General features: G+C 38.4%; 17 protein-coding genes and 2 rRNA genes. 5 read left to right on the plus strand and 14 right to left on the minus strand.

The features are described from left to right. The 3 genes from EGI31_RS16740 to EGI31_RS16750 form a co-directional block, all read left to right on the plus strand. Window positions 1–937 (plus strand): 23S ribosomal RNA (locus EGI31_RS16740); the annotation flags it as partial. 189 nt (window positions 938–1,126) lie between these two features. Beyond that, a 5S ribosomal RNA gene (rrf, locus tag EGI31_RS16745) occupies window positions 1,127–1,238 on the plus strand. A 240-nt stretch (window positions 1,239–1,478) separates the two neighbouring features. Continuing rightward, window positions 1,479–2,123, plus strand: coding sequence for an START domain-containing protein (locus tag EGI31_RS16750; protein WP_255038302.1), 645 nt, complete (start codon window positions 1,479–1,481; stop codon window positions 2,121–2,123). A 9-nt stretch (window positions 2,124–2,132) separates the two neighbouring features. Here the strand turns inward: EGI31_RS16750 and EGI31_RS16755 are convergent, their stop codons facing one another. The 7 genes from EGI31_RS16755 to crtD form a co-directional block, all read right to left on the minus strand. Then, on the minus strand, window positions 2,133–3,233 hold the full coding sequence (locus EGI31_RS16755; RefSeq protein WP_255038303.1) for a DNA polymerase III subunit: 1,101 nt from the start codon (window positions 3,231–3,233) through the stop codon (window positions 2,133–2,135). 7 nt (window positions 3,234–3,240) lie between these two features. Next, on the minus strand, window positions 3,241–4,416 hold the full coding sequence (locus tag EGI31_RS16760; RefSeq protein ID WP_255038304.1) for a putative sugar nucleotidyl transferase: 1,176 nt from the start codon (window positions 4,414–4,416) through the stop codon (window positions 3,241–3,243). Between the two features lie 50 nt (window positions 4,417–4,466). Then, window positions 4,467–6,050, minus strand: coding sequence for a S8 family peptidase (locus EGI31_RS16765; protein ID WP_255038305.1), 1,584 nt, complete (start codon window positions 6,048–6,050; stop codon window positions 4,467–4,469). Window positions 6,051–6,126: 76 nt separating this feature from the next. Continuing rightward, entirely contained in the window at window positions 6,127–7,257 is a 1,131-nt protein-coding gene (locus EGI31_RS16770; RefSeq protein WP_255038306.1) for a trans-sulfuration enzyme family protein, read from the minus strand. Between the two features lie 49 nt (window positions 7,258–7,306). After that, window positions 7,307–8,605, minus strand: a complete 1,299-nt coding sequence (locus EGI31_RS16775; protein ID WP_255038307.1) for a DUF937 domain-containing protein — start codon at window positions 8,603–8,605, stop codon at window positions 7,307–7,309. A gap of 253 nt (window positions 8,606–8,858) precedes the next feature. After that, a complete protein-coding gene (locus tag EGI31_RS16780) occupies window positions 8,859–9,659 on the minus strand; it encodes a hypothetical protein (protein WP_255038308.1) in 801 nt (266 codons plus the stop codon). Window positions 9,660–9,887: 228 nt separating this feature from the next. Next, a complete protein-coding gene (gene crtD, locus EGI31_RS16785) occupies window positions 9,888–11,384 on the minus strand; it encodes a 1-hydroxycarotenoid 3,4-desaturase CrtD (RefSeq protein WP_255038309.1) in 1,497 nt (498 codons plus the stop codon). Window positions 11,385–11,563: 179 nt separating this feature from the next. Between crtD and EGI31_RS16790 the strand changes: the two genes are divergently transcribed. Beyond that, window positions 11,564–12,727, plus strand: a complete 1,164-nt coding sequence (locus tag EGI31_RS16790; RefSeq protein WP_255038310.1) for a sigma-54-dependent transcriptional regulator — start codon at window positions 11,564–11,566, stop codon at window positions 12,725–12,727. A 52-nt stretch (window positions 12,728–12,779) separates the two neighbouring features. On the opposite strand, the gene EGI31_RS16795 is transcribed toward EGI31_RS16790, so the two are convergent. The 6 genes from EGI31_RS16795 to EGI31_RS16820 form a co-directional block, all read right to left on the minus strand. Continuing rightward, on the minus strand, window positions 12,780–15,287 hold the full coding sequence (locus tag EGI31_RS16795; RefSeq protein WP_255038311.1) for a glycosyl hydrolase: 2,508 nt from the start codon (window positions 15,285–15,287) through the stop codon (window positions 12,780–12,782). A gap of 257 nt (window positions 15,288–15,544) precedes the next feature. Continuing rightward, entirely contained in the window at window positions 15,545–16,717 is a 1,173-nt protein-coding gene (locus EGI31_RS16800; RefSeq protein ID WP_255038312.1) for an AIR synthase related protein, read from the minus strand. Window positions 16,718–16,776: 59 nt separating this feature from the next. Then, a complete protein-coding gene (locus EGI31_RS16805) occupies window positions 16,777–17,067 on the minus strand; it encodes a winged helix-turn-helix domain-containing protein (RefSeq protein ID WP_255038313.1) in 291 nt (96 codons plus the stop codon). Further along, window positions 17,064–17,687, minus strand: coding sequence for a hypothetical protein (locus tag EGI31_RS16810; protein WP_255038314.1), 624 nt, complete (start codon window positions 17,685–17,687; stop codon window positions 17,064–17,066). The genes EGI31_RS16805 and EGI31_RS16810 overlap by 4 nt, the downstream gene beginning before the upstream one ends. Before the next feature lie 3 nt (window positions 17,688–17,690). Then, the gene (locus tag EGI31_RS16815; RefSeq protein WP_255038315.1) at window positions 17,691–18,044 is read right to left on the minus strand and encodes a diacylglycerol kinase family protein; all 354 of its coding nucleotides are present in this window, start codon (window positions 18,042–18,044) and stop codon (window positions 17,691–17,693) included. Continuing rightward, window positions 18,013–18,693: a DUF1361 domain-containing protein gene (locus tag EGI31_RS16820; RefSeq protein ID WP_255038316.1), complete on the minus strand. Its 681-nt coding sequence runs from the start codon at window positions 18,691–18,693 to the stop codon at window positions 18,013–18,015. The genes EGI31_RS16815 and EGI31_RS16820 overlap by 32 nt, the downstream gene beginning before the upstream one ends. A 176-nt stretch (window positions 18,694–18,869) precedes the next feature. Here EGI31_RS16820 and EGI31_RS16825 point away from each other — a divergent pair, with 176 nt between their 5' ends. Further along, window positions 18,870–19,385, plus strand: a complete 516-nt coding sequence (locus EGI31_RS16825; RefSeq protein ID WP_255038317.1) for an acyl-CoA thioesterase — start codon at window positions 18,870–18,872, stop codon at window positions 19,383–19,385. Window positions 19,386–19,419: 34 nt separating this feature from the next. On the opposite strand, the gene EGI31_RS16830 is transcribed toward EGI31_RS16825, so the two are convergent. Continuing rightward, on the minus strand, window positions 19,420–19,818 hold the full coding sequence (locus EGI31_RS16830) for a hypothetical protein (protein WP_255038318.1): 399 nt from the start codon (window positions 19,816–19,818) through the stop codon (window positions 19,420–19,422). Window positions 19,819–19,889: the final 71 nt, after the last annotated feature.

Genomic DNA, 19,889 nt, shown 5'->3' on the forward strand with positions numbered 1-19,889 from the left:
TCCTTGTCGGGTAAGTTCCGACCTGCACGAATGGTGTAACGATCTGGGCACTGTCTCAGCCGTGAGCTCGGCGAAATTGTAGTGACGGTGAAGATGCCGTCTACCCGCCACGGGACGGAAAGACCCCGTGAACCTTTACTATAGCTTAGCGTTGTGACTGGATATCAGATGTGTAGGATAGGTGGGAGGCATTGATGTGGCGTCGCCAGGCGTCATTTAGCCAACGTTGAAATACCACCCTTTTGATATTTGGTTCCTAACCCTGGAATGGGGGACACCGCTTGGTGGGTAGTTTGACTGGGGTGGTCGCCTCCAAAAGAGTAACGGAGGCTTTCAAAGGTTCCCTCAGCACGCTTGGTAACCGTGCGATGAGTGCAATAGCAAAAGGGAGCTTGACTGCGAGACAAACAAGTCGAACAGGTACGAAAGTAGGATATAGTGATCCGGTGGTTCTGCATGGAAGGGCCATCGCTCAAAGGATAAAAGGTACTCCGGGGATAACAGGCTGATCTCCCCCAAGAGCTCATATCGACGGGGAGGTTTGGCACCTCGATGTCGGCTCGTCACATCCTGGGGCTGGAGAAGGTCCCAAGGGTTCGGCTGTTCGCCGATTAAAGTGGCACGCGAGCTGGGTTCAGAACGTCGTGAGACAGTTCGGTCCCTATCTGTGGTGGGCGTAGGAAGTTTGAGAGGCTCTGATTTTAGTACGAGAGGACCGAATTGGACTGACCGCTGGTGTATCTGTTGTCTTGCCAAGGGCACGGCAGAGTAGCTAAGTCGGGACGGGATAAACGCTGAAAGCATCTAAGTGTGAAACCCACCTCAAGATGAGACTTCCCTTGAGGAACGTTAGAGATTATGACGTAGATAGGCTACAGGTGGAAGTGCAGTAATGTATGCAGCCGAGTAGTACTAATGAACCGAGAGCTCTTAAATTTTTATTTTCAGTCTTTCTCAATCACAATGTTTCATCGACTCCCTTCGGCTAAGCTCAGGGAGCAGCTCAGATACCGCAAGGTGGGAGTGAATAGATAAGCATTAATGTCAAAAGAATTAGATGTCCATAGGACAATCAGAAGATATACCCGACGCAAGTTCCCCCACTGGGGGTTAGGGGGCTGTCATTCATGGTGTCAATAGGGCGGGTGAACACCTCTTCCCATTTCGAACAGAGCAGTTAAGCCCCGCACCGCCGATGGTACTTGGATCAAACCCGGGAGAGTAGGTAGATGCCAGTTTTTTATTATATTTAAACCTCAACGCGTAAGTGTTGGGGTTTTTTTGTATAAGGAGCTTCGTGGAGCGATTTTCCAAATCGCTTGTTTGATAAATGATGAAACACTCAGCGTTTTTTATTACTTAGTGTTCTGTCATTATACAGCATATGTTGTTTTCAGATTTTTATTGTGCATTGATATATTTGCTGAGTATTTTATGGAGGCCATAATGTTTTTAATATGTTTTAAATGGATAGAATTATGAAGTCAACTTTAGGTATTTTAAGTTTCATATTAACTACTACTATTTTTAGTTATTCACAATCGAATGACTGGAAGTTTGTAAAGAAAATAGATGGTATCTCTATATATCACCGTAAGGTAGGTAATGGAAACCTCAAGGATGTTAAGATTGAAACTACTTTTGATTCTAATTTAAGTACGATAGTAGAGGCTTTATTGGACGTACCTTCATTTAATAAGTGGATATATAAAGTTGAGTATTCTAAAACATTAAGAATAATAGGACCCAATCAAGTGGAATACCACAATAGAATAAATATGCCATGGCCAGCTGTCGACAGAGATATAGTGGCAATAAACAAAATATCACAAAATGCTGTGACTAAGGAAGTGATTTCTGAAGATGTATGCAATTGGAAAGGCTTACCTTTGGATAAGAACTTTGTAAGAATTAAGGACTTCTATGCTAAGTGGACGTTAAATGTTGTAAATGGTGGTGTAAAAGGTACCTATATTTTCCATTCTGACCCTGGTGGTGACTTGCCTGCTGCTATGGTTAATCTTTTTATAGATGAAGGCCCGTTGAATTCAATTAAAGGACTAAAGAAAATGATAGCTTTAGACAAATACAAAACTAGGAATTCGCACGGTATTGTGAATTAGTAGCTTCTACTACTTTATCAGTTTGGCTACACTTAGTGAAGTATCAAGAAATACGATTTTAGCTCTTACGTTTCTCTCAATTAGCATTTGTGCTTCTGATATAAGGTCGGAAATTTGTCCGATGTTTTCAAATTTAAATACTTTTGAGAACTTCTGAACAAATTGTAACTCATCCCCTTCTAGTTTAATCAAACTTTCTGTGCCAACGCATTGGAGGTAGATCTCTCGGATTATCTTTAAACCATAGTCAAAAAGGCCTTTTTGACTTTCTTTGGTTAATGCGTCAAATTCGTCGGCTAATGGAATTAATTTTCCCAAATCAAAGGCGTAGCAATATCTCATCCAATTGGCAAACCAAGTTTTTTCATTTTGGTCTTTTTGCTCAAGAATTTCAAGTGCCTTGTTGATATTACCCTCCGAGAGAAAGTAAATTTGTTTTGCTCTTTCTTCACTTAGGTTTCTTGATGTTGTGAGAAATTGAGTCAACTCATCTGAATTGGAATTTCTTATAGCTACTCTTTGAGTTCGGGAAATAATTGTGGTTAATAATCTATTGATATTTGCTGTAACCAAGAGGAATATCGTTTTTTCAGGTGGTTCTTCTAATATTTTCAGTAAAGCATTTGCTGCTGACTGTCCCATGGCTTCTACCATCCATATTAAAACTATTTTATATCCACCTTCATATGATTTTAAACTTAGGTTCTGAATAATCTGACGAGACTCCTCTACGGGTATATTTCCTTGTTTGATGTCTATTTCTTCTAGCCATTCTGATAGCGTACCGAATGGATTGTTTTGTATAAAAGAACGCCACTCTTTTATGAAATTTTCGGATAACACTTTCTTGCCACCAGCGGTTGGGTAGGCGAAAAGGAAGTCTGGGTGTGCTATTTTACTTATTTTTTGACAAGTCGGGCATATGCCACATGCATCTGTCTCTGACGGATTTATACAATTGATATAAGTTGCAAATGCCAAAGCCATAGGTAAAGCGGCACTACCTGCTTCCCCATCAAATAGTAATGCGTGTGCTACATGATTCGTTTTTACCGAATTTATGAGGTGTTTTTTGATTTCGTTTAAGCCAGGAATTTCGGAAAAGAGCATAAGGTGGTTATTTATTTTGTGAAATGTAGCTTAAAATTTCTATTTCGTCGGAACTAAGACTTTTTTCTCTTCTCGCCATGGTGGCATTGATAACTTCAATTGCTTTTTCGAATCTATAAGCTTGGTATCCCTCAGATTTGCCTCCCCAAGAGAAACTATCAATAAATTTTTCTTGAAAATCAGACCCAAATATATTGCTCGAAACTCCCACAACCGTACCCGTGTTAAACATAGTACTTATACCTGCCTTAGAATAATCACCCATGAAGGTACCGCAGAATGTTTCGTGGGTGTCATATAAAGCCTTAATATCGTAATTGTATAGTTTAACCGTTTTGTAGTCGTTTTTGAGATTTGAATTATTGGTATTTGCTCCGAGATTACACCATTCGCCTATATAAGAATTGCCCAGAAAACCATCATGTGCTTTGTTGGAGTAGCCGTGAAAAATACTATTTCCTACTTCCCCGCCAACTCTTGAAACTGGACCTAGAGTGGTATTAGGTCTAATTTTTGCTCCGAAAGCTACCATGGCATTTTCGCCTATGGACGCTGGGCCAATGATTAAACTTCCTTCTTGTATGACTGCATTTCTTCCAATATAAATAGGACCATTTTCAGCATTAAGTATGCTTGCTTTTATAGATGCTCCTTCTTCTATAAAAATGTAATCTTCGTTATATACTGCTGTGTATTTGTCTTCAATTGGTGCAGACTTACGGCCGAGTGTAATTTTTTTGAAGTCAGCTGATATTTGAGAGCCGTTGTTCAAAAACAAGTGTGGTAACTCAGATATTATAGTAATTTCTGATTCTTTATACTCCATCGTATTTGTCTTAGACAAACTAATCTCTCCAAAAGTAAGCTTTTGAGAGGTGATAAGAGCCAAAAGTATCCCATTCGACATTAGAGCTTCATTCTCGCATAACTTTGAAATAGCATTTGCAAAATGTTCATTAGGCAAACAAGAAGCATTAATATAAATATTTTGCTCGGCGTAAGTGGTCGAGTATTTCTTAGAAAGATAGCCTTCCGTCAAGAATGAAATATCTGCATTCAGATATTTCTGCCACTTTTCGTCAATGGTTAGTGTTCCAACTCTTACGTTGCCAATTGGCCGAGTTAGGGTTATTGGTTTGAGTTGGTTCCTGAAGCTGGGCTGGTCAAAAAGTATTATGTTCATTCGAAAGGTTAATATTCCGAAGACAAAAATACTTTAAAATACTCTAATGTTTATTGTTTTTCTGAAATCTGAATAGCCATTTTTACGGCATTGTAGGTATTTACGATACCTCCAGTATTGCTTAGTTCCGAAAAATCTTTTTTTGCCTTTTCGCCAGGCACATTCACTTCCTGACCTGTTAACTTAACTGTAGATTCAAGAATTATTGTCTTGATTTGTTTGGCAGTTAAAGCTGGGAAGTAAGATTTTAACAAGGCTGCTAAACCCGCTACTGCCGGAGATGCCATGCTCGTTCCTTGTTTTTCCTCGTATTTTGAGCCAGGAACCGTAGAATAGATGGCAACACCAGGTGCAAATACATCAACGCCTTTTTTGCCATAATTTGTAAAATCTGCCGGAAGGTTTTCTCCTTCTTCGAAATTTGAAGCACCTACTGTTATCCAGTTGCCAATTTCTGAGCCTGTTTTTAGGGTTCTTGTGGGATAATGAACGTGCTCATCAATGTCTTCACTTTCGTTACCTGCTGCAGATACCAGAAGTACACCTTTCGACTCTGCATATTTCATAGCTTCATCTACCCAGAATTTTTCTGGTGAGTATGGTTTTCCAAAACTCATGTTGATAATTTCGGCTCCATTGTCTACAGCGTATTTTATGGCATTGGCTACGTCTTTGTCTCTCTCATCACCATTCGGTACGCATCTGATTGTCATAATACGTACATTATCAGCTACACCCTTTACGCCGATATTGTTGTTTCTGTTAGCTCCAACTATACCCGCTACGTGTGTACCATGCATGGCATCAGGACCAGTTACTTCATTGTTACCATATTTTCCATATCCCAAAGTTTTGAGGTCGTCACCCACAATTTTTCTTGGGTCAAAATTTTCGTTTAAATTATAGTTCAATTCTTCCTCAAAATGGTTTACTCCGTCTTGAATGTCGGCCTTAGTGGCTCCCATGGCATTGAGATTTAACCAAACTTGTTTTGCAGCTCTTACGTTTCTCTCTACATTTTGATCATCGATTTTTTGAACATCTTCTTTTGTTAAAGTACTTTTACCAATAGATTTGAGAAGGATGTCCTCCGCTTGAGTAATTTTTTCAAGCATATTTTTGTACATCGGCAAGTACTGCGTGGCCTCTGACTTTTTCGAATCAATTTCGACCTTTAATTTTTCCATTAAAGCTAAGTCAGCCTTATTTTTCTTTTTGATTCTTTTGCTTGGCTTTTCTCCAAATTTTTCTGAAAGAGATTTATAGAGTCTTACAGACTCCAATTGCTCTTGTTCGATGTCTTTTCCGTCTTTACCACCAATAAAATCCCATCCGTTTATATCATCTATAAATCCGTTGTTATCGTCGTCGATGCCATTGTTGGCGATTTCTTTGTTATTTACCCAAATTTTATCTTTCAGGTCTTCGTGTTTTATATCTATTCCAGAGTCTATAACACCAACAATCACCGTTTTAGAGGTCCTGTTTTTAAGTAATTCTGCGTATGCTTTTTCAGTACTCATTCCCCTTATTCCATCTTCGGAAAGATCTAGGTTGTGCCAGTTGAATTTAGTTTTTAAGCTTTGGCCATTAAGGTTGAAAACGATGAAAGAAAGAAAAATAAGTTTTTTCATAAAATTGAAAATAATCATAGCCCTCAGTTGGGAGTTTTTTTGAATTAAATGGTAAAATAACGATTTTTTGTTGGCTTTAGCTTAGAGCTTGGGCAAAATCTTCGATTAAATCTTCAATATTTTCGATTCCAACCGAAATTCTAAGCAGATTACCGACGGAAACTGAATGTACTCCCTCTGCCGTTCTTCTGTGGTCGACTAAACTTTCTACACCCCCAAGGCTGGTGGCATGTTGAAATACCTTAAGTTTAGAGGCTACTGCTAAACAGTTCTTTTCATCACCTTTTATCAAAATCGACATCATACCTCCGAAACCATTGGTCATTTGTTTCTTTGCAATCTCATGATTCTGATGATTCACCAAGCCCGGATAATACACTCTTTCTATTTTGGGATGGGTACTTAAAAAATTGGCCAGTTCGGCGGCATTAGAGTTATGTTTGGCCATTCTCACAAAAAATGTGGAAAGGCTTCTGTTTAGAAGCCAACAGTCGTACGGAGATGGTACGCCACCTCCGATAGATTGGTAGTCTTTTATAGATTGAGCCTTGTCAGCCTCAAGTTTATCCCCCCAGATTACTGCTCCTCCCAAAATATCAGAATGGCCACCGAGATACTTTGTAGTTGAATGCATGACGATATCGGCTCCCAGAGCTAAAGGGTTGGTGAAATATGGAGAGGACCAAGTATTGTCTACAGCAGTCAGTATTCTATTTTGGGTACAAATGTCAGTTATGGTGGCAATATCAGCTATTTTAAGACAAGGATTGGAAGGGGACTCTATCCAAACAAGTTTGGTGTTAGGTCTGATGGCTTTTTCGATGTTTATTGAATTTGCCATATCCACAACTGTATACTCAATGTTCCAATTTTTGTAAAGATTTTCTAAGATTACCCTGGTGCCATAATAGATATCATCGGGCAAAATCACGTGGGAGTTCTGACCTAAGGAATGAAAAATACTCATGGTGGCTGCTTGACCCGAAGCGAAGCAAGCAGCATCCGTTCCTTTCTCCAGAAGGGCGAGTTTATTTTCTAACAGTCTTCTGTTTGGATTGGAAGCCCTCGTATAAATGTCTCGTCCTTCAATAAAGTCTCCTTTAGGATCTCTACAAAATGTGGTACTTTGCACCAATGGCGGTACTACTGCACCAGAGATTTCAGGGCTTATATGCTGATGAATAAGAGCTGTTTCTAAACTTGCCATAGAAGAATTTTTGTTGGCAAAGTTAAGAAATCAATAATATTATCTGGTATTAATTGCCAATTCTGTAGACGATTCCGTTGGGATTTGAGCCTGAAACAGAGGATGAGATAGTTATTTGATCCTCAGAAATTCCTTTTTCAATCAAAATGTCTCTCAAAGCATAGGCTCTGTCTTCGCCTAAAGTCCGATTTCCACCTGATAGTGGAGAAATTTTGATTGTTTTTGACGAATTTCTTAATTGATTTACTATGCCATTTATCAGGGAAGAACTGGTGATTTCTGCACTGTTTTTCTTGAACACATTTCCGTTTATTGCACTCCATCCGCTCGGCGTTTTTATTTCATCTGGCTTTGAGTCAGTAGACTTCTTTTCTAGCGGCTTTTCTATAGTGGTTTTGGTTTCTTTCTTTTCTGTTGTTGGCGTGGTTGTTTTCTTTTCAAGGGTTATAGGACTTTCAACCTTGAGCTTTTCCTGAGGTTTGGCAATCGTTTCTGGTTCAGTTTTTTTGATTTCCTCTGAAGATTCAACAGGGACAACGTTTTTTTCTACTGGTAATGCTGCAACCGCAGAGTCTGGTAGAAAATCTTCAGATTTTAGATCAGTTTCTGTTTTTTCGGTGACTATAGCTTGTTCGGTGGGAACCTTAAATGTATTTTTTTTGGCGAATTTGGCATAATATAACACTGATAAGCCAGCGATACCTAAGATTAGCCAAGGCAATATTACCGCCCAGTTAGTTTTGCTCTCAGTTTTTACTTTTTCTTTCTGGTCTTTTATTGGAGGAACCGCTGCAGGTACAGGGTTGTTTGATGTCTTTTTGAACTGAAAAATATTACTAATGGCCGGTGGGAGTGCGTTTATAACTCCTTCGTTTATTTCTTTGAAGTGATTTCTCAAACCTGTCAAATCAAGATTTCCTTCTTTCATGGTTTTGCCAATAGATCCCAAAACTATGGGTGCTGAAAGGCTCAACAAAGAAGCTGCACTGGTTTTTCGTACCTCAGAAATGCCAGAAATTTTCTCGACCAATTGTGGAACTTTATTGCCCAGGAAATGTACCGAGATATTGTTTCCAATGGTGACAAGGAGCTGGGTTTTTTCAAAATTACTCGAAAACGACTCTATATTGTTCAAGATGTCGCCTGTATGTCCACCGTCATTAAGTACATTTATTATGTTTTTGAGATCGACATCCGAATGTGCGTATTTCAATAAACCCGCCAAGAATGAATTTAGGCTAAGGCCAAGGCCAGACTCCACGTCAGGGATGTTTTCTCCGAGAAAAGAAGCCAGGTTTTCTACAGTTTTAGCTGATATTGTGCCTTTTATTTTTGATAAAAAATCCATTTTATTGTTTATTTAGAAATAGGTTTTGGTCATGAGATTGAGTTATTCAATCCACTCTCAAACTTATATTTTGTGATTTCAATAAATTTACAAAAACCATGCCCATTCAATACGAAAAAAGCCAAGAAATATTAGAGACCAATTTGCTTTTTGATTCATTTGAAATCGAAAGGGTCTAAAAAAAGAAAATCTCCAAAAATTGGAGACTTCTTTTGATCACTAGGATTATTAGTTTAATTGCACTTAAGCCAACTCATTTGCAGTCGAAGCTATAACTACACACTTCGACACTTTTTTTACCGCCTCTTGTGGAGACAGTTTCGGATTGAATTGGTAATCCGCTATTATTATACAAATATTCGATTTGGGTTTCTTGGTCAATTTTGCCTTTATCGTTGTAGACTTTTCCGGCTGTCATGTTGTTTTCTCCAAAATAAGAGAAGAAGTTGTTGGCTATACCAACAAAACCAAGAGCTGCTGTTTTGTAAACCTCCGGGAAAAACTGCTTTTTGTTATCATATTTTTCACCACTAAAGGCAATTGTCTCTAACTCGTCGTTGATGGAAGAATAAACCTTAGAGACATTATCATTTACATATTCAAGACGAGTTTTTCCGGAAACTTTTCTTCCAAATAATTCAACGGTAGTTTTGATACTGGAGAGTTTGTTGTTTTCATTATAAACAAATTCATTGGTCATGAATTGAATACCATTGATAGATACATTACTTTTGGTGATGATGTTATTGGCACCATAAACAAACTTAACAAGGTATTTTTCGGCTGTTCCTTCAGTAGTTATTTCCATAGACTCAGCCAAGTTTTTGTTGTTATACCTAAAAATCACAACTGTTGGAATAGAGTCTCGACTGAATACACGGATAAGTTTGCTACCTACCCATTCATAATTTCGGATGTTGCCTGTTGGACCATCTACCGACAATAGAGGGCATTTAGCATATTGACTGGCGGGGTCATTTTTTTTCTTTTTGCAAGAAAATATCAGCGAAGAAAAAAACAAAATCCCAATAAATAGTAATGTATTCTTTTTCACATATATAGTTTTATAAATTCACACAATAGCTTTAACTATCTGGTTACAAAAACTATACCGTATTCTTGATTTTAAGAATAGAATTACTATTTAAAGGGGTTATTCTTTGGTTATCTTATTGTTTATTAGGTTGTTATATAGCACAAAATATTTTTTTTATATTCTTATATTTATTTTGTTGGAATGCCGATTGTTTTAAATAGGTAACATTAAAATCTCTATTATTTATTAATTAGGGATGTAATTTAGGTGTGTCAAATTCCGTGCCAAAAATTCGGAAGTGATTTTTGCGGATGATATCGCCAGCGGAATGCCACCTCCCGGGTGAACACTACCGCCTACAAAAAATAGGTTCTGGATATCTTTTGAAAAATTGGGATGGCGAAGAAATGCAGCATATTTGTTATTGGAACTGTTACCATACAAAGCTCCCTGACTGCTCGATGTGTTTGTTTCTATTTTTACCGGATCAAGAATCCTTTCTGTTACAATGTGTGGTTCTAGGTCTACATGAAGAGTTCTTTTTACTTTTTCAAGAATCGCTTTTTTTGTCTTTTGTGTAATAGTTTCCCAGTTTTGCCCAGTATTTGAAGGTGCATTGATAAGAACAAACCAATTTTCAGAGCCCGCAGGAGCATCAGAGGCGATAATTTTACTGGTAATATTGATATAAATGGTGGGGTCGGTAAAAATATCTTTTTTCTCGAATTGATGTTCAAATTCTGTCTCATAGTTTTCACTAAATAAGATATTGTGTAGCCCCAACTCTTTAAATTCTCTATTGATTCCCCAATAAAATATCAGTCCTGAGCCGCTTTTTTCTTGGTTGAGGGTTTTCAATGGAGGCTTTTGGTCAGGCATCAATTTAAGGTAGGTGGGGGTTACGTCCATGTTACTCACCACGGCATCAAAGTTTTTCACCGTTCCTTGGCTGGTTTTTACAGCGGTTGCCAATTTATTCTCTACAATTATTCGCTCGACCTTGGTATTAAAATGAAATTTAACACCCAACTCAACAGCAAGCTTATGTAGAGCATCTGCTATATGGTACATCCCTTTTTCTGGCAAAAATGCCCCTATGTTATATTCCAAATGCGGAATAATGCTCATAGTGGCCGGTGTTTTATATGGACTTGAGCCGTTATAGGTAGCGTAGCGGTTAAACATCTGAACGGTCTTGGGATTAGAAAACGATTGTTTATTAAAGCCATGAAATGTCCCGAAAATACCCATTTTGAAAATGTTCAGGTAACCACAGAAGGCATCTTTGCTGAGCCAAGTAGAAAGCTTGTGAAGACTTTTATGAATAAATAGCCCACTCAATATTTCATATTTAAATGCACTATCATTAAGGTAATTAAGTATTCTTCCAGGCTTTTCTTTTAGTATTTGAGTTACCTTATTGTCGAAATCTTGGTTATCAGCCGAAACGGTCAGACGTGTTTGGTCTTCCCAAAAATATCGACAAACTTCATCTAGTTTTTGATAATTAAAATAGTCTTTAGGATTTTTGCCAGCGAGTTCGAAGAGTTCGTCAATGAGGCTGGGAAGTGTAAAAAGCGATGGGCCACCATCGAACCTAAATCCTTCAGAGTGGAATTCGTTAATTTTACCTCCGGGAGTGGCATTTGATTCAAAAACTTCCACCTCATATTTCAAAATGGCGAGCCTTATGGCAACCGCCAAACCTCCCGGACCACAACCAATCACCGCTACTTTCTTCATCAATTTGTCTACTTTTTTAGAAAACCAAAGATGGTCAACAATGTTTTTAGAATGGTTTTCTTTAATGATTTTTTTTAACAAAGTAACAAATAATGATGCTTGAGGTCAATTTTTACAAAGTTTTTGGGTAAATTGCGAAATATTTAGATAAACCTTACAAAGAATTTTTTTCTTATCCCATGGCCAAAATTTTAGTAATTGATGACGAAAAAACTATCCGAGATGCTCTGAGAGACATTCTTGAATACGAAGGCTATGATGTAGACGAAGCTAAAGACGGTCAGGAAGGTCTAGACATGGTGCTGGCAAGCCTGTACGATGTGGCTCTCTGCGACATAAAAATGCCCAAAATGGATGGTTTGGACGTTCTTCTAAAGGCAAAAGAAGAGGGTGTTATTACTCAGTTTGTGATGGTGTCGGCGTTTGGCAATGTCGAGAATGCCGTAGAAGCTACCAAAAGGGGAGCGTTTGACTTTATCACCAAGCCACCTGATTTGAATAGACTTTTGGTGACGGTTAGAAACGCCATAGAGAAAAGCAATGACGTAGAAGTTATAAAGACACTTAAGAAAAGGGTTTATAAACTTAACGAGATAGTTGGTGATTCGCCATTGATCACCAAGGTGAAGGAAACCATAGATCGTGTAGCTCCTACAGAGGCAAGGATATTGGTAACTGGACCAAATGGTTCTGGTAAAGAGATGGTTGCGAAGCAGATACATGAAAAAAGCAACAGACTTAAAAAGCCTTTGGTTGAGGTCAACTGTGCCGCCATTCCTTCTGAACTTATTGAAAGTGAGCTTTTTGGCCACGAAAAAGGGGCGTTTACCTCTGCCATCAAACAACGAATTGGTAAGTTTGAGCAAGCAGATAATGGTACTCTATTCTTGGACGAAATTGGTGACATGAGCCTTTCTGCTCAAGCGAAAGTGTTACGTGCTTTGCAGGAGCATAAAATTACGCGAGTTGGTGGCGAAAAGGAAATCAAGATAAACGTAAGGATTATAGCGGCGACAAACAAAGACCTTAAAAAGGAAATAGCTGAAGGAAACTTCCGTGAAGACCTTTACCATAGATTGAACGTAATTCCTATTTATGTACCGCCTTTGGCTGAGCGTAGGGACGATATTCCTTTGTTGGCGGATAAGTTTTTGGGAGATGTTGCTGAAGAATACGGCGATCAACCTAAGACATTTTCACCAGAAGCCATGGAATATATGAAAAACCTCCCTTGGACTGGTAACGTTAGGGAGTTACGCAACGTGGTTGAGCGTTTGGTAATCATGTGCGATTCCCTGATAAGTGTGGATGAGGTTAAATTGTACGCTGGTTTAGGATTGTAATTTTTGATCTTTAAGAATATGAAAAAAGAGTCGCTTGCGACTCTTTTTTTGCCTAATATTTTAGAAATATTGGACCAAGAAGGCCGGAATTAACTGGTTTCCAGTTAGATGCATCGAAAGGTTTATATTGAATATCCACAATATTGATGTCGTAGAATTTCTTCCAGTTTACTTTGTTGATGTCCAAGTATTTTATCTGATTGGCAGATAGATTTCTTACCTTAATTTTTATTTCATTTTGAGTTTTTAGTATTCCTTCGGGTATTTCAAGATTATAAGGTAAACTCCAAGCCGTGCCTATATTTATACCGTTAATCCATACTTCGGCGGTTTCACGAACATCGCCCAATTGGATTTGAGCTTGTTTGCCTACCGCATTTTCAGGCAGAATAAAAGTTTTGTTATATTCTCCATAACCATTGTAAAAACTAGCTGCAGAATCTGCCAAAGTCCAGGATTTGAGCGTATTGAAAGTTTGAGGATTAGGTATTTTGGGTTTTCCTTCGGTAAAAACTAAGTTCCAGTTGGTACTCAAGTCCAAATTATTCGAATGACTTTTGATGGAATAAGGTTGGTTATTGTCTTTTTTGATGTTTGAGAAAAATAGAAATATGCTCTCTCCCGATTTTAATTCTAAGTTTACTTTTTTTGAGATTCCTGATTTTGGTGTTTTAATTTCGAACCAAGAATCGGTTTTGGGATTATATAAATAGGTGTATTTGTATTTGTTTTCGAAAGTCAATTCGCCCTTTTCAAATAACTGGTGTTGATTTGCAATGAAATATAAAAGGCCATCTTCGTAGTTTTTTCTTAAGTAATCCAATCCTTTTTCTTGAATGACCTCTCTCTTATCTGTCTGTGTTTTTAGTTTTGAAATAACCGATGTGCTTACGGTATTTTTAAGGCTGGCTAATTCCTTTTCGAAAGTTTTCTGATTTCTCTCTAAGTCCAAATATCCAGTAGTTTTCTGTGGTAAAGTTTGTTCGAAAATAGCTTTTATTCCCGTTGAATTTAACTTTTTAATCGCCTGCAATGTCTGAAGTGGCATGTATTCTACTTCTGGAATTATGATTGATTTATAATTTGACTTACTTAGTTTCTGTTCCGCCATTTGGGTTATTTGTAAATCTGATATAAAATCAAAATCGTATCCTGCTTTTTCCAAATCTTTCAAGAGTTGACGGTATTTATCATTGAAAATACCGTTCTTTTCTATGTTGTGCACATCCATCATATAAACTCCCTTCTTAGGTTTATGCCAAAGGTCTTGAATGGGAAAGTACACCAAAACTTCATTGTCAGTCGTGCTTTTTTGGAGCAAATTCTGGCAGTTTTCTATGTATTTGTTGAGGAGCGGGAGTTCGTTCCAAAAGTGCGAGTTAAAATTGAAGTTGGTTGAGGCATAAAACATCCAACCTGGCCATGGGGCATCCAATGGCGTATAGTTGGCTCCATGATAGAAAACATGATTTACTCCACCTAGAAATGACTCGTCAATGATGGGTTTAACTTGCGATAAACTCACTTTGAAATGATTCCCAAGCCAAGTGGCGGTTTCTGAACTCACCAGTTTTTTGCCAAAAATATTTGCTGGCGAAGAGGCCAGTTTGAGAACCATTTTGTTTGGTTTGCCAAATTGCTTTTCGCTGTATTCGGGGTCTTGTCTATAAAGCGGAATATCAAATGGTTTTGATCCAAAAAATTCGGTTTCAGGAATTGCATTGGCAGGGTATAAATCCAAAACATTGCCTGGAGAGCCATGCGATTCGTTTCGACTTAGTTTACCGTATTTTTTCGCAAAAGCAGCGTAAGGCTGTGTGAATTCCTCTAAAAGTAACTCTGAAATGGTCAATTGATAGTCAGAGTATATTTGTTTTTCTTCTTCTGTAAATGTCGTTTTGTTTTCGAAAATATTGAGATGTTCTCCTAGTTCATAGCCACGTTTGCTTTTAAATTTTTCGAAGAAATTCTCCGTCCAATCTGCTCCATAAACCTCGTAGGAATCATTATAAAATGCCCGAATACCGATATTGTTCTTTGCAAAAACGCTGTCGAATTTGGATAAGTAATGCTCTACATTGGCTTTGTCGAAGTGATCCAATACCAGGCCCTCAGCTCCAGGAGCAGCTCTTTTTACTTGTTGTTTGGTGATTTTTGGTTTTAGAATAGGAGCTCGGTCTGCTTCGTAAACTAACTCAAAAGTTTTAGCAGCATGCTCAGGTTTTATATCAATTCCGCCAAAAGGCCAGCCTGTGCCCAGCGTCATATCGATGCCTAAATTTAAATTCTGGGCTTCTTTTACGGTATATTCCAGCATTTCGAGCCATTTTGGGCTCAGAAAATGAATAAAATTCTGTTCTTCACCTTTTACGCCATAAATAGGAATAATGTGTAAACCGCCAAAACCTGCTTCTGCATATTTTTGAAGATTGGCTCTTAAGTCCGCCTTATTTACGGCACTTCCTTGCCACCACCAATAAGCCCAAGGCTTGGCGGTATTTTGTGCAATGGTTTTTAGAGAGAATAGGTATAGGATTAAAACGAATTTACAGACTTTCATCAGCTTAAGTTGATTGCAGTCGTAAATATAAAGAATGGATTTTTAATTACTGTTCTTTGGTGTCATGCTGTTGGGCTGTGTGCCGTGTTTATGGAACACGGATGACACGGATGTGACACGGATTTCTATTTTTTTTCAATGTTGAAATTATACTCAAACATTGCCAATAATGGTTAAAAGAAGTAATGTTCAGTATTCATCCGTGTCAAATCCCTCCAATCAGTGTTCTAATCAAATACTAGCTTAATCAAAACAACTCAATACTCAAACACCCCAAAGTCACTAGAAATAGTCAATTTTTTAGTCTCTGAAGCCTCCACTCTCCCTACAATTTGGGCTGGAATACCGAAGCTTTCTGATATTTTGATGATTTCTTCGGCGTGTTCTGGCGAAAGGTAGACCTCAAGGCGGTGACCCATGTTGAAGACTTTGTACATTTCAGACCAGGAAGTGCCAGATTGCTCTTGGATGAGTTTGAATAGTGGCGGAATAGGGAACAAGTTATCCTTTGTGATATGTACATTGTCCACAAAATGAAGGACTTTGGTCTGTGCCCCGCCACTGCAATGCACCATGCCGTCAATTTTTCCTTTCAGTTTGGTAAGTATTTCTTTCACCACTGGTGCATAGGTACGAGTAGGAGAGAGTACCAGTTTTCCCACGTTCACCATCAAATTCTCAGAGATGGATATTTTATCTGTAAGGAGTTTAGAACCACTGTAAACCAAGGAACTATGAATATCTTGGTCATAACTTTCAGGGTATCGTTCTGAATAGATATTGTCTAAAACATCATGACGAGCAGAGGTTAGGCCGTTGCTACCCATGCCTCCGTTGTATTCGGTTTCGTAAGATGCTTTTCCGTAAGACGCCAATCCAACGATAACATTTCCAGCCTTTATGTTGGCGTTGTCAATTACATCGGCTTTTTTCATGCGGGCAATAACGGTGGTATTGACGGTTATCGTTTTTACCAAATCTCCCACGTCTGCAGTCTCACCACCAGTGCTGTAAATTTCTACTCCATTTTCTCTGAGCATGGCCAAAACTTCCTCACTTCCATTGATTATTTCGGCAATTACTTCGCCAGGAATCTTGTTTTTGTTTCGGTCTATTGACGACGACATCAATATTGGACCCGTAGCACCTACACAAAGCAGGTCATCCGTGTTCATGATGATAGAGTCTTGGGCAATGCCTTTCCAAACCGATATGTCGCCTGTTTCTTTCCAATACAAATAGGCCAAAGAGGTTTTTGTACCTGCACCATCCGCATGCATGATGTTGCAATAGTCATCGTCTCCTCCCAAAATATCGGGTGAAATCTTACAAAAAGCTTTTGGGTAAAGGCCCTTGTCTAGTTTTTCGATGGCTTTGTGAACATCTTCTTTGGAGGCAGAAACGCCTCTTTGCATATAACGGTCAGACATAGTATAGAATTTGAGTGTGCAATTTACGGATTTTTGCGGTAATTATGGACTGCTACGCTCTAGGAGTTTTTGATAAATTGCTCCAAAACGCTCAAATGTTGTTCGAATGCCTTTCGCCCTTCGGCGGTTACAGAGTACAATGTGTTGGGCTTACGACCGATAAATTCTTTTTGAACTAAAAGATAACCAGCTTCTTCTAAGGCTTTTACGTGTGTGGCGAGGTTGCCGTCGGTTAAGTTCAATAGTTCTTTGAGCGAATTAAAATTCACAGACTCATTGACCATCAATACCGACATGATGCCCAAGCGAGCTTTGCTCTCAAAAGTTTTATTGAACTGTTCTAAAATCATTTATCGTACTTAAAATACATCAATCCGCCATATAAAATGTGTAAAAGGCCGAAGCCAATTACCCAAAACAAAAAGGTGTAACCTGTAAAAAATATACTCAACAGACCGAGTGCTATTTCGCACAAACCTAGCGAGAAAACATCTCTAACGGTATAGTTTGAGGCGAAAATCAAAGCCAATCCGTAAAATATTAAAGTAGATGAGGCGGCCATCCACATGTTGTTTTGCTGCACCAAAGCCAGAGAATATATGGCTCCGGCTATCAAAGGAATGGTCAAATTTATCAATAATTTTTTAGATAGATTATTCCATACTTTCTCATTTGATCTTTTTGCTTTTCTAATGGTGAAATAAATCCCTCCAATCAAAGCACCCAGAAGTGTAAAAAGTGCTATTTTGAAAACGTAAAGTTTGAAGTCGCCTTCTAAATTGGCGGCATCGAGAATTCCTTGAGGGTTACTGTTGCCGGTGATTTCTACTTTTTTTGAATAAACCATAAAAGCTCCAACAAGTGCAATAATACCAGCAGAAATACCGGATAATCCACTCAATGACAAAAACTTAGACGATCGCTCCATGAGCGTTCTTATTTCTTTAAGGTTTTCGAGGTGCTCGTTCATCTCTTAAAATATTTTGGGTAAAAATATTATACATCCAACTACTGCGGCTGCAATGGCCAAAAACAAAACTCCAGCTGCTGCCATGTCTTTTACTTTGCCTATGAGCGGGTCTTGCTCGGTTTCAACTTTGTCGCAAAGTTTTTCTATGGCCGAATTAAACGCCTCGGCTGACCAAACCAAGGCCATCGCAAAAATGATGATGATCCATTCGTTTCGGTCAATATTGAGCCAATACCCTGCGAATATGACTAACAAAGTCGCTAGAAAATGAAACTGGGCATTGTTTTCAAACCTTACCAAATGTGCCATGCCTACAAAGGCAAACTTAAAACTTCGAAGCATTTTTGATATTTTCATGCTTGAAAGATATTAAATTATAAAAAGACAAATATAAGCCAATCAGCACAATACTAAAAACCAAAGTAGTTTGTATGGCTAAAGGATTGCCAGTTTCTAAAACCGATTGTTTGATTAAGTGGGTTGGATTGGAGAATAAATCCCAGCTATTGAACCTTACGAATCGGCCAAGATATAGTCCAAAACCGCTCAAAATGGCACTACTGATGACGAGGAACCAGGCCACGGTATTCCCGAAAATCTTTTTGGATAAGATTTGGAAATGATACATAGAATATAGACCAACAATAAGCCCGGTCAGTGCCGTTATAAAAATCCCCACAGCGTCAAACCACAGCAAATGTTTGGGTAAATGGCTCAAATGCATGAGGTCGGTTATGATGTAAGGTGAATTTGGGAAAAAGAGCAACCAAGTGGTCATAAGTGTTAGTATGGCCATTTTGATGCCCAGTTTCTGAAAACCATAATGGTCATGTAGTTTTTTCGCCAGAAAAATAAAAAGGATAGGAGTAATAGCCAAGAACAGGTTCCAAACTAGGAATAGACCCAAGAAAGTACCTGTTTTATAAACTCTTATCATGAGTAATATGGAACATAAAGCAATCAGAATCAATACGCTGATGGTGGGTTTGCTTGGTTTTAAATTCATTTTGGAATGTTTAAAAAGTACTTTGTTTTTCAAAGTAAACAGATAATTTTAGTTTTTCAAAATTTAATGTCTGATTTTTTTTAGAAAACAGTCTTTGCACTTGTTTTGCTTTTTAATCGCAAAGCATTAAATATTGCCCTAATGGGCGTATTTTTGTAAAAAAAAACAACAAACTAATGCCAAAAGCAAAAAATGTAAAAGAATCGCTGACCATCATGACGGAGATGGTGATGCCCAACGATACCAATACCTTGGGGAATTTGATGGGCGGAAATTTGATGCGAATGATGGACGTGGCAGCCGCCATAGCCGCACAAAAACACAGCAACAGAATTGTGGTGACAGCTTCGGTAGATAATGTATCTTTTGTGAATCCTATTCCACTGGGCAATGTGGTTACTTTGGAAGCCAAAATTACGAGAGCCTTCAATACTTCTATGGAGGTGGTAGTTGATGTGTTTTCGGAGAATATTCCGGCAGGGCAAAAAAGCAAAACGAATCAGGCATTTCTAACTTTTGTGGCTGTGGATCAGTCTGGTAGACCGATTGAAATAGCCGAAGCCATTCCTGAAACAGAACTCGAACTAGAGCTATTCGAAGGAGCTCTAAGAAGGCGACAGTTACGATTGGTTTTGGCTGGCAGAATGAAGCCAGAGGAGGCTTCAGAGCTAAAAGCGATTTTCAAAATATAAAAAAAAGAGGCTGATTGTTCGCCTCTTTTTCGTTTTAGTAAGAACCTCTTCTGCGGTCTTTTCTATCTTCTTTTCTATCTTTTACGTCCTCTTTTCTGTCTCGTTTATCTTCCATCCTGTCCCTTTTATCCTCTCTGGCGTCTCTGACATCTTCTTTTCTATCTCTGATATCCTCTAATCTATCTTTTCGGCCACCGTTGTGAGCGGCATCCCATTTATCTTCGCGTTTATCGCGAATATCTTCGGCTCTATCTCGTCTATCTTCAGCGGTGTCGCGTCTATCTTCGGCTCTGTCTTTTACATCTTCTTTACGGTCTCTTCGGTCTTCTTTTTTGTCTAATACTTTTCTTTTCTGTGGGTGTTGTGCAGAAGCGTAATTAGCGGTCAATACCAAGGCAAAAACGAAGGCGATTGTTTTAAAAAGAGTTTTCATGACTTTAATTTTTTTAAGTTTAACAAGTTTAATCCAGAACTGGAATTTTCGGGTATTGGATACTTAAAAAA

It is taken from the genome of Lacihabitans soyangensis (assembly GCF_024343775.1).
GTDB lineage: Bacteria > Bacteroidota > Bacteroidia > Cytophagales > Spirosomataceae > Leadbetterella > Leadbetterella soyangensis.